This window comes from Crocosphaera sp. Alani8, from assembly GCF_038442745.1.
In the GTDB taxonomy this organism is placed as follows: domain Bacteria; phylum Cyanobacteriota; class Cyanobacteriia; order Cyanobacteriales; family Microcystaceae; genus Crocosphaera.
In genome coordinates, this window is sequence record NZ_JARVCN010000073.1 from 1 (window position 1) to 11,680 (window position 11,680).

Genomic DNA, 11,680 nt, shown 5'->3' on the forward strand with positions numbered 1-11,680 from the left:
GGTTTGATAAATCCCCCTCGTTTATAGTGCGGGGCTTCTCGGCGGTTAGCTAATGGTTATTAAGCTTTAAATTTTACTTGACCTAATTCTACTTGTTTGCCTTTGGGAACTTGGGGGGCTTCCCGAATGAGTCAAGGGAGAACAGGCTATCACAACAAAGATTAGCCAAGAAAAATTAGCTCCTTTCAATAACAAACTTTCCACACTATTGCTAATTAAGAAAATAATCATAAAAGCAAGTGGCCAAATATCGTACATATTTCTGTTCTGATACGCTAACTTTAACACCTTAACTAAAATCGGTAGTAAGGCGACGAAAAATAGCAATAAACCTGCGTAGCCTAAATCAGCCAATAAATCGACGTATCCATTATGAGCGTGGGGAGGAACATGATGAGCCACTCGCCAAACGTTTGTAAACAGACCAGGGGTTTTCCAAAAAACTTCTCTACCAAAACCCAAAATTATACTTTCATCAACTCTACCTAACACATACTCCCAGATTAAAGTACGTGCTGATAAGGTAGGGTCTTTTCCTAATCCTGTCATTAAAGGAGTCCACAAAACACTGACAATACCAATCAGACTTACACATACCATGAAAACAATCTTTAATGCCAAGATTGTTGGTTTTCCCCTCCACTGATAGCAATAACAGTACAGCCAAGTCAAATTAATAGATAAGTAAGAGATTAGTAAAGCAGAAAGAGACTCGGACAAAATGGTTCCACCGATTAGTAAAAACAATAAAGCATAATCGATGAGGTTCTTTTTTTGACTATGGTCTAGCCATCTTAAAAAAAGAAAAACATTGGTTAATATCAAGTTAAAACCAAGAGAATTTTTATGTGTGAAAATTCCTTTCCAAGCACCAGGATAAGCAAAATGAGTCATAGGATGTCTTCCTATTGAGGGTATCAACCAAGCAACCACCAAAGAAATAAACGAGAGAATTAGTACACTACGAAACAGTAACCTAAACAACGTGGAATGAGAAAAGCGAACTCCTAGGTAAATGCCAAATAACGTAATCGGAATAAAGTCTGAACGAAGACTTTGAATCGTCACCCCTATGTTTCTCGACCAAAGAACAGACAAGATTGAAAATAGTACGAGTGGCCATGTCCATCGAGCTTCCCGAAGAACTTGACTTGTTTTTTTCCAGCACGAAAGCAGTCCCAGTAGAGTCAATAATACAATACTATATCGGAGTAATGTTGAGACTCTTTGTAATCCCCAAAGTTTCAGTAAAAAATCCAGTGATCCTGTATGGAAAAAGATCCCAATTAGAGCGAAAAGTAATTCCGCTTGTCTTGGAATTGAGCGATTGATAGTTGGAGGTGTGAGTACTTGAAAAACCATTTTCTTATTGACATAATTAAAACTTCAGAAAATCCATAGTTTCTTTTAATTCACATTTATGAAGACTGAATCAAAAATTCTCCCCACTCCCATCAATTCTCTGATGGTATAAATTACTAATATCATACCGATTAGTATAAAAGACGCAGAAATATCCTGTTTAAGACTTCCAATTCCTTCCTTCATGAGATGATATTGAATGACTATATAAGCTGGTAAATCTCCTAGAGAAACCACCAAAATTGACCCGAAAATGCCGGCCAACTTAAACCCAATCGGTAAACCAAAAGCCACCAAAAATAGTCGAAAAACTCGACTCTTAGCATTATACACAGGTTTACCTAAAGCTAAAATACACGGACTAGCAACGAAGAATAAGGCTGAAAACCATGCCCCTAGTGCTAAAATAGGCAACATCCAGGCAGCTTGCTCATAACGGCTATCGTAGAGAAACTCGATAAGTAAGTCACCTAATCCAGCTAAAAATGCAAGGATTGATAACAAAACAAGATGAAGTTTCCATCGATTTTTGTTCAATTTCTGTTTTAACTCTTTTCTGGGGAGATGAATCTGCTTAGAAACAAGTGGAAAGATGACTTTAAATCCCATTTGCCTTGTGATTTTCACGGGAAGATTAGCCAGCACATAAGCAATACTATAAACTCCTAAAATGTCTAGGGGAATAAGTTTTCCGAGGATTAGTCTATCTGATTGCTCAGAAAGAAACAAAACCACACTGCTAACGAAAATCCAACGGCCAAAGCCAATAATTTCTTCTTTTGCTTTTTTTTCCAAACATAGGTAGTGTTTGTCTTGGGGACCAATAAAGTAACTCATTACTGTTCTGTATGTCTGTCCGACCAAATCACCAATTATTAACGCCCAAATTGATGGATAAAATAACGATAAAATAACCATAGTACTTAGAGCTATAACTTGCGTTGATAGATCTAGTAAGGTCATTTTCCCTAACATCATGTGACGATTTAGAGTATAAAGTTGGGGTGAGACCGCCCCACGCAATGGGGAAACTAAACCAATTGCTACTAATGCAGGAAACATAACAGGATTTTCATAGAAACGAGAAATCGGCCAAGATAATAGCAATAAGACAAACCACAAACCCAATCCTCTAATTAGTGAAATCGTCCAGGCTGTATTCAAGAATGCCTGCTCATCTCCCCGTTCGCTACGAACAACATTTTGTGTAATGCCAATATCTGATAATAACTCTAACCCCATACGTATGGTATTTACAATTGCCATAATTCCGAAATACTCCGGAGCAAGAAGGCGAGTTAAAATAAGATTGCCAGCAAAACGGAATGTCTGGGAGGTTCCATATCCAATGATTGTCCAGGCTGAACCTCTGATTGCCAGCTTTTTGAGAGAACTTGTCATATGTTTAAAAATAGAAATATCATTTGATGGATTTAGTCGACAAAATATCTAGTTTAAGGGGAGTTCGCTGAAAAAGTATGACTAATAAATTTGCACATTATTTATACGTTCAAAAAACGAATAGGAAGGATTTTTTTCTCTTGAGAGCCTCGAAAAATCTCAGCCAGCCAATCAGTTTCTTTTTCTATGTTAAAGTTTTGCAAGACGTGATGGCACCCATGAGTACCAAGCGATTGTCTTAACTCGGAATCGAGGTACAGTGCCTCAATCTTTTGGCATAGTTGCTCAATGTCCCCTGGGGGAATTAAATAGCCACTTTTCCCATGCTCCACTAATTCGCTAATGCCAGCGATACGACTGGAAATAACAGGAAGTCCCGATGCCATAGCCTCCATCAAGGAAACAGGAACCCCCTCAGCAAAACTAGGTAATACAAAGATATCGTGTTTCTGTAAATATTCTCTAACCTCTGTTTGAGACTTATAACCAACAAATTCGACCATTTGAGTCAACCCCAACTTTTGGGTTAGTTGCTTAAGTTCATGGCGATCTTCTCCATCACCAATAACTGTTAAATGCAGATCGCTGTAAACTTCTTTTAAATTTGCCAAACTTTCGAGCATAAGAGGAAGACCTTTGGCCGCTGCCAGTCGACCTACATAAAGTAGGCGATCGCCTTTTCCAGTGTGAGTCACGGGGTTAAAAAGCTCTGGCTCGACTCCGCAATGAACAATATGAAGTTTTTGCCAGTAATCCAAAGAAGAAAATAACATACATTGACTTCGACAAAAATAACTAATACAAGATACGAATAATGCTTGTTCAATTTTTGTTGTCAACGCCCAACGATAAGGCTCAAAAAAAATGTAGGGTCCGTGAATAGTAAAACTAAAAGGAACACCAGCCAACTGAGCTGCTAACATCGCTACTGTACAGCTTGAATCGGCAATATGATTATGAAGATGTTCGATCTTGTTTTCGTCAAGTTGTTTGGCCAATATTCCTGCTTCTAAAAAATAAAACATTTGATAGAAAAACCCCTTAATCCCCGGTTGACTGGTTTTTAAAGCTAATTTAATTCCTCTTAGATAGAAATCTATTTTAGTAAAAACTAAATAAAAATGAGAAATAAATAATAGGAAAAAATTAGGAGGAAGTAAATAAAATGTTCGTTTACACTCGCTTTTTTGCTCTTTTCCTACTAATTGTTCAATGTTAGGTTTGCGCACGGAATAGGTTTGAATCTCAAATCCTTGCTGACGTAAAGCTTGAATCTCTCGTTGAATAAATGTATCCGTTGCTCTAGGATACTGTCCCGTCATATAAGCAAGTTTCATCTTTTTGTTAAGACAGAATGGTTGTACAGTTTTTAAAATTTAGGTTAGGTTATTCCATCGTATTTATTTTGAGTATTCCCCACTAAATAGGAAAAGGAGACCTCATGAGATTACAGACAATACTCAAAACGAACTTTTTTATTTAAGCCTTAACGCCATATTCTATGTCTGACAATTCATATCCTTAGAACAAGATAGATTAACAGAAAGTTGAGCCAATTCTTTGTTTAACCCTTGAGGAACCTTCAGATTTAAAGTATTAAAAATATCATGAATTCTATATCTCCAATCGTGATGGGCTAAAGTTTGCTCATAGTTACGTTGTCGAATCGTTGCAAGGCGAACGTCGTCTGCCAATAAATCCAATGTAAACGGAATCCATTGGGATTCGTCATCAGGTAATTCAATAGCCGAATCTTTCCATCCCATGATGTCATCAAATAAAGGCGTTTGAGGACGTTTCCCTAATATAACGCATCCAGCAGCACATCCTTCAAACCAGCGTAGAGAGAGGATGGAATGTCGAAATTTCCATTTTCTAGAGTTAACTTTCCGTGTTTCATAAATTTGATCGGTTTGATAGAGTGGATCAAAGGCTAAGATAATTTTTGAACGTTGAATCATTTTGTGAAATAACCTTCGTAGTTCGTGATCCCCCCTACCTTCATATTGCGATGTGTCGGGTAACCAATTTCCGCATAAACCAGGATGGCGATAATAAAGGTAATGACTCACCGAGTCATTTAGAGTTTCAGTTAACTGAAGATGAAAATTGACAGGATTTCTGCCAAAACTCATAACATCGATGGGACGTTCTGCATCTGTTGAGCTGTATCTTAACACATCTGCCCCAAATGGTAAAAGAGAAACGCCAATGTTAAATTCTTGGCTCAACTCCCTAACACATTCTTGAACAGGAACGAAAAGATGATCAATTTCACTGATTTCCTTAGGGTAGATTTGCAAATCCCAGGCATCAATAACATAAGCCGCCACTACATCGAACCTTTCACGCCACTCTGGAATGGCTGTCAACATACTGAGATGGGCGGGATTAAGGCAAAAGACTAATAAAACATTTGGTTCTTGATCAGAGGGAAGATTAATATCAATAGGATTGTATAAACCGATGGTGTTCTCCATAATTTTTTTAGTCAGAGAACGGGAGAGGTTTTTTTGATTTAACCATTGAGTTATTTTATTTGTTCTGGGAATGAGAAGGTTAGCGGAGCAGGTGCTTACCAGTAAGTTTTCCAGTTCGTAGAGAAAACAAAAGGCGGAACCTTCAAAAATTCCTCGTTGGGAAAGAATGTTTAGAGACATAAATCTTTGGCCTTTGAGCTAGATTTGATTAAAAATAGGAATCAAAAAGCGATGTGCAATTATTTGAGCCTCAATTCATTTTAGCTTACTGATCCCATTTTTTCTGACAAAGATGAAGAGTTGCATCTATCTCTTCTGTTAAATTTCCGTGAAGAATGAATCCTGTGTGCTTGAGCTTATCAATGGAATAATGGAGGTTTTGATACTTTTCTTCTGGTTTAGGGGCAGGACGTATCAATTTTGGGGTAAATCCCAAGGTGATTTCACAACGTTGCTGAATCAACTGAGCGATATCTATAATCCTCAAGGGCATTTCCCCTCCTAAATTAAATATTCCGTTACCCCAATCGATTTCCGGTTGTAATAAATGCTTAACGGCCTCTCCTACATCCCTTAAGGTAATAAAGTCTCGCCACTGTAATCCTGACGAACGTAAGGTTAGGGCTTTTTCTGTGACAGCTTGACGACAAAGATCATTGCCCACCAAAGTCCAACGGTTGACATCGGGGTGTGTGGGCGCACCAATACCGTTAGAAAGGCGTAAGACTAGGGTACGTAAAGACGATCTATCCCCCTCTGCTAGGATAAAATCTTCTGCTGTTTTATGGGTAATGGAGTAAGGATGGGCTGGGCGGGGAACGTCGTTTTCCGTGATGTTGCCAACGAGGGGAGCGCGGTAAATGTGGGCCGTAGAAAAATAAATAAATTGCTTAACTTTAGCCTGTTCCGCTGCTTTCAAAAGATTTAGTGACCCCAAACCAGTTACTAAAAGGGCTTTGTCTGGATCTTTCCCACTATCTATTTCATTCAAGGCGGCTAGATGGATTACTGTATCTATACCTTCACAGATGCGATCGCAGTCTTGGCGATTGAGTAAATCCAATGACATTACTTTCCCTTGGGGTAGCCAAGATGTTTGGGGAGGGGCAATAGAACGAGTTGTGACAATTACCTCATAATTGGGATCAGTGGATAAATCTACCGCCAGGCGACCTCCCACATAGCCTAAACCCCCTGTAATCAGAATACGCTGTTTCATCGGTGTTTTATGCTCCAGTCGTAGGGAATAGAGGTATCAAAGGGATCTTTCCGTTGAATTTCATTGGGGGAGTGGGGAATATCAGTACAGTTGGCCACAATTGCCATTTCATCCCCAAAACCCTTAAATCCATTCCATACTAACTTGGGAACAGTTACTAAGCAGTAATTGTCAGGGCCCATAAAGACCTCTTGTAATTCCCCCTTGGTGGAGCTATCTGGGCGATCGTCATAAAGTACAAATTTAATATGACCGTGGGGAACTGCATAGTTTAAGGTCATTTCTGTATGAATGTGCCAGCCTTTGATTGCCCCTGGATAAACACAGGAAAAATAGATTTCACCAAATCCTTGAAAAATGTCGCTGTCGCAACGCATCATGTGCATAATTTTGCCACGCTCATCAAGAATCTGCCGTAATGGTGTAATTTTAACCCCTTCAATCATTGGTTTGTGACCTCCTGTAAGCTTGGATTTGTTTTTGGGTTAGGGACAAGGCATCGTCCCCTTTGACAACTGATTGGTACCAATGAACTGTTTCTTGGATGGTGCGAGCGAAATCCCAACAGGGTGACCACCCAAGCAGTTGATTGGCTTTGTCGCAATTTAATTGCAGTAAACGAGCTTCATGGGGTGCATTATTGTCGATATTGCTAATTATTTCCCCGTCACCCCAAACCTTTATCACCTCTGTTGCCAGGGTTTGTACCGATTGGATGGAATCGATCCGTGGTCCAAAATTCCAGGAACCCGAATAGGATTTAGGGGTGGTATAAAGTTTGGCCGCTAGGGCTAGATAACCAAAAACTGGCTCTAGCACGTGTTGCCAAGGACGAGTGGATGCAGGGTTACGTAACATTATTGGTTGTTTTGTTTTCAGTGAGCGAATACAGTCGGGAATGATCCGATTTTCCGCCCAATCTCCTCCACCAATGACATTCCCTGCCCGAACACTGGCAACCCCCAACTGTTCAACAAATTGGAAGAAAGAGTCGTAATAAGAGGAAAAAACTAACTCTGCGGCTGCTTTTGAGGCACTATAGGGGTCATGCCCTCCTAATTCGTCATTTTCACGGTATCCCCAAATCCATTCACGGTTCTTATAACATTTATCGGATGTTGCATAAATCAATGAACGCACAGAGGGAGTTAAACGAACTGCTTCTAAAACATTGACCGAACCATCCACATTGGTAGAGAAGGTTAACTTCGGGTTACTATAGGAAAGGCGAACCAGGGGCTGTGCGGCTAGGTGAAAAACGAATTCTGGTTGAAAATTTTGAACAGTGTCTAGTAGTTGCTCTAAATTTCTTATATCACCATCTACATGCTTGATGATGCTGTCTAAACCAATGGCTGAGAAGTGATCAATGGGTTGTTGAGGGGGTAGGGCATAACCCAACACCTCTGCCCCAAGTTCGTGTAACCAGAACCCTAACCAAGAGCCTTTAAAACCCGTATCACCGGTTAAAAAGACTTTCTTCCCGGAAAAAACAGACAATTCATCAATAATCGATTGCTTATCTACCATCTTATCCAAGGGGCTTCTCCTTTCTGAATCAGTCCATTTAAGAGATTGTAATCTCGATAGGTATCCATCGGTTGCCAGAATCCATCGTGTTTGTACATCATCATTTGACCTTCATGAGCTAAATTTTCCATGGGTTCTCGTTCTAAAGTTTGATTTCCCTGTTCGTCGAGATATTTGAATATTTCTTGGCGACAGACGAAGTATCCTCCTGAAATACGACCTCCTGATGCTTGTGGTTTTTCATTAAAACCTTTAATGGCGTTACTCTCACCTACCTCTAATTCTCCAAATCGTCCCGGGGGGCGAACACCACTCACTGTCATAATTTTGCCGTGAGATAGATGAAAATCTATGAGTCGTTCAATGTCAATAGATCCAACTCCGTCGCCATAGGTTAACATGAAATTCTTTTCATCCACAAGGTATTTCTGCACTTTTTTTATACGAGAGCCAGTTAGGGTGTTCAAACCTGTTTCGGCCAAAGTAATGCGCCATTCTGCTTCTGAATGGCTGTTATGATAGTCAATCTGACTACCGTTGCCTAAGGTTAATGTAAAATCACTGGTGCTGGCTTCATAATTCAAGAAAAAGTCCTTGATGGACTGTCCTTTGTACCCCAAACATAAAACGAAATCTTTATGCCCCCAGGATGCATAATACTTCATAATATGCCAGATAATAGGCTTATCTCCGATGGGAATCATGGGTTTAGGAATATTATCAGCGACGTCTCGAATACGAGTCCCGAAACCGCCGCAGAGGATCACTGTTTTCACAATATTTCTCTCCTTAAAATTGCTACCGAATACACTATCATAGATTGCCATCTACAAATATCTAATTGACTGAAATTTATTGATTATTGACGGCAATTTCTACTTAAATAAATTAAACATTAAGATTTTGAAACTCGCCACCCCTTCGCTCTAAGCTAGATCAATTAAAACATTGAAACGATTAGTTTAAACGATCTGTAATAGATGCTAAATAACCCCATGTATAAGCCGTGGGAGCAATAGTTTGATGGACAGTATACTCTGTGACAGGAATGTATCGAAACACGTCAAAATAGCCTTCTGTTGTAGGCCAATCAGTTGGCCAAGGATGAACGGAATCTGCAAACAAGTTAAAAACTCTATCCCAATATTTGGGTTTAGGCCGATCAAACGGTCCATAAACAGTAATTCCTGGTGGAGGATTGTTACCTGTAGCTATTGTGTTAGCAATTAGGGGATCTTGGGGCGATCGCTGTCCTAGTCCAGTGGTGTAAATAAGATTATCGGGATTAGCTCCTGCTGAAAATTGGGTAGCTAAAATAATCCCTTGCCAAAACCGAGGATTTCCTGTCAATTGGTGGGCGCGCATTAGGGTGATGGTATCGGGAGAACCAAGGGAACTTCCCCAGCGTAAAGGAGCATGAGGGTGTTTTTGCCACTTGAAACCTGTATTGTCAATCCAACTGAGTTGAGCCTCAGCAAACTCTATCAAGGCGTATCGAGCGTTATCCTGGATCTGTCTATCTATGGATGGATGTCGGGTTTGAGCGTACACAAAAGCAGCGTCTTCCTGTTGTGTTTTCTTTGACTGATAAATTTTGACATTTGGCTTCTTAAAAACGGTTGTATCAAGAAAAATTTCATGCCATTTTGGGCTTTCTGTTAAACGATACAACTCGGCTGCAGCCAGATTCCGCTCTCGCTCGATTTCAACAGCAGGACCATTCATTGTTAACCATTGCTGTTCAGCCCATATCATGGCTTTTTCCGCGCTAAGAGCGTATATTTTAGACAATTTGAGTTCGTAATCCTCTAAAATGTAGGCAGCTCTGGCTGCTACACCCGCGTAAATATAGCTAGACCATATCCCTGGTCCATAAACCATAATAGCGTGGGATTCTTGCCAACTTGCCTCGTATTTTTTCGGGTGACTTGCTGATTCAATTCCTCCGCGAATACCTCCTTCTGGAGTTTGTAATCGCCTGAATACATCCAATCCCCAAAGAGCTTCGTCGATGATATCTGGCAGTAAGTTATTCGACTCTGGCAAATTAAGAGATAGTTCAGCAAAATAATTGGTATTGCTTCGAGCTAACTCTAATAAATAACGACTGACTTGCAAATGCTGAATACGACGATCCCAGTCGGCTGCATCAAACCAACCGCCCCAAGCTTCTGGAACAGTTTGATCGGTTCTGGTTGCTTGTAATCCCTCGAATGCCTTGATTTTGCCTAAATTTAGACCCATATTAGTATCCATTAGAGGAATGGTGGATTGATACACTTCTACTCCATCTTCAGGATGAAAAGAACGGGGTTGTTCGTAGGTGGTGTAGGGTTTGGTTAGAGCTATTCCACTACGTTGATGATACAAACCTCGTACAGATACATAGAAGGCTTTCTCCCATGTTTTTTCTTCTATTGGAAACGGTTGTGATGTTCCTATTCCTTCAACCAATATTTGATAGCTTCCCTTCCGATTAAAATCGCTGAAGTCCATCAAATAAACATTAGTTTGATTGTAATTACGCCGTCTATTATCTTCCCACTGATTCTTTGATTTAGTAAGTTGAATCTTACCTTGATAGACTTTTTTTCTTGTTTGACTGTCAATTAACCAAAAGGAAGTATTCGGGCTGTAATCTATCGGCTGATTAACCCCCATCCAAGTTGATAGAAATCCAACCTTAGAAGGATCGTTTGGATGAAAGCCTAACTGAGAAACATGAATAGCCTCACTTGGCATCCTAGATGGATCATAGGTGAAGGTAATATTTTCTAGTACGTTACCTTGAAATCGAAGGGAATAGGAACTATTCTCAGTTAATTCTTGGGGTAATTTTAAATAAATTGTATAGCGTTTGGGAGACTCAAATTCATTGGGTTTAACTTGAGCTAAACCTATGGGTTTTATCTTATAAAAAACTTGTTTTGGGTGGATTCCTGATCGATAAAATTCATCAGTAGAAGAAGTAATCTGATAGTTATTAGGTTCTGTTATCCATTGCTTGTCAATTTCTTTCCCTTCATATTTATCCAAGGTTCGCATGATTGATTTGTGTTCATCAACTAAGTAACCAACAATTTCTCTATTCCGTAAAATCCAACCTCTATCATTAATAATATCTACAGGTTCAGACTTGTAAGTAACTGGTTTTCCTTTTGTAATTTTTCCTATCTCTAGTCCCACTGCGAGAACATTGGGTGAAACTAGATAAACATGGGGAGTAGGATTAGTAGGAGAATTTTTCTTTAATAAGAACCATTCACTAGATAAAACATTAGAAAAATTATAGCTAGACAGGACTAAAGCAAAGCCTATCATAGCAAATTTAATTTTTTTACTGTTAAAACCTCGATGACTAATTATCGAGGTTTTAACAGTAAAAATTAGCCAAATCTTTGTGAACAATGTTACAAATTTTATTTTAACTTGGCAAATAATTGTTTGATTTAACATAACATAAACTTGTTAGAGTAAATATAATCAAGGTAACTGTCTACAGGCACTTTATGATTGGCAAGTTTTTCATAGAGACGATAAGGAAGTGTCCATTCTCCCAAAACTTCTCCATAATTAACTAATTGAGGATGTTGGTTAATCACTCCTGCAACGTAGTTACTGCCACTACGTCCGTTTTTGACACTCCCCACGAATATAATTCGGGGGATTCTTGGTTCACTGACTCAAG

Annotated in this window: 10 protein-coding genes; all 10 read right to left on the reverse strand. The window is 39.4% G+C overall.

What is annotated here, in order from left to right; translation table 11 throughout:
- Nucleotides 1-66: 66 nt before the first annotated feature.
- Nucleotides 67-1,068, reverse strand: a complete 1,002-nt coding sequence (locus tag P9B04_RS05500; protein WP_342053999.1) for an O-antigen ligase family protein — start codon at nucleotides 1,066-1,068, stop codon at nucleotides 67-69.
- A gap of 339 nt (nucleotides 1,069-1,407) precedes the next feature.
- Complete coding sequence (locus tag P9B04_RS05505) at nucleotides 1,408-2,763, reverse strand: oligosaccharide flippase family protein (protein WP_342054000.1); 1,356 nt, start codon at nucleotides 2,761-2,763, stop codon at nucleotides 1,408-1,410.
- Nucleotides 2,764-2,864: 101 nt separating this feature from the next.
- The gene (locus P9B04_RS05510) at nucleotides 2,865-4,100 is read right to left on the reverse strand and encodes a glycosyltransferase (RefSeq protein WP_342054001.1); all 1,236 of its coding nucleotides are present in this window, start codon (nucleotides 4,098-4,100) and stop codon (nucleotides 2,865-2,867) included.
- Nucleotides 4,101-4,262: 162 nt separating this feature from the next.
- On the reverse strand, nucleotides 4,263-5,423 hold the full coding sequence (locus P9B04_RS05515; protein ID WP_342054002.1) for a glycosyltransferase: 1,161 nt from the start codon (nucleotides 5,421-5,423) through the stop codon (nucleotides 4,263-4,265).
- Between the two features lie 85 nt (nucleotides 5,424-5,508).
- On the reverse strand, nucleotides 5,509-6,462 hold the full coding sequence (locus tag P9B04_RS05520; RefSeq protein ID WP_342054003.1) for an NAD-dependent epimerase/dehydratase family protein: 954 nt from the start codon (nucleotides 6,460-6,462) through the stop codon (nucleotides 5,509-5,511).
- Nucleotides 6,459-6,908 (reverse strand): dTDP-4-dehydrorhamnose 3,5-epimerase family protein, encoded by a 450-nt coding sequence (locus P9B04_RS05525; protein WP_342054004.1) that lies wholly within the window; start codon nucleotides 6,906-6,908, stop codon nucleotides 6,459-6,461. The genes P9B04_RS05520 and P9B04_RS05525 overlap by 4 nt, the downstream gene beginning before the upstream one ends.
- Complete coding sequence (rfbG, locus tag P9B04_RS05530) at nucleotides 6,901-7,992, reverse strand: CDP-glucose 4,6-dehydratase (RefSeq protein WP_342054005.1); 1,092 nt, start codon at nucleotides 7,990-7,992, stop codon at nucleotides 6,901-6,903. The genes P9B04_RS05525 and rfbG overlap by 8 nt, the downstream gene beginning before the upstream one ends.
- On the reverse strand, nucleotides 7,986-8,768 hold the full coding sequence (rfbF, locus tag P9B04_RS05535) for a glucose-1-phosphate cytidylyltransferase (protein ID WP_342054006.1): 783 nt from the start codon (nucleotides 8,766-8,768) through the stop codon (nucleotides 7,986-7,988). The genes rfbG and rfbF overlap by 7 nt, the downstream gene beginning before the upstream one ends.
- Nucleotides 8,769-8,949: 181 nt before the next feature.
- On the reverse strand, nucleotides 8,950-11,313 hold the full coding sequence (locus tag P9B04_RS05540) for a glycoside hydrolase family 9 protein (protein WP_342054007.1): 2,364 nt from the start codon (nucleotides 11,311-11,313) through the stop codon (nucleotides 8,950-8,952).
- Between the two features lie 128 nt (nucleotides 11,314-11,441).
- Nucleotides 11,442-11,642, reverse strand: coding sequence for a hypothetical protein (locus P9B04_RS05545; RefSeq protein WP_342054008.1), 201 nt, complete (start codon nucleotides 11,640-11,642; stop codon nucleotides 11,442-11,444).
- Between the last annotated feature and the right edge of the window lie 38 nt (nucleotides 11,643-11,680).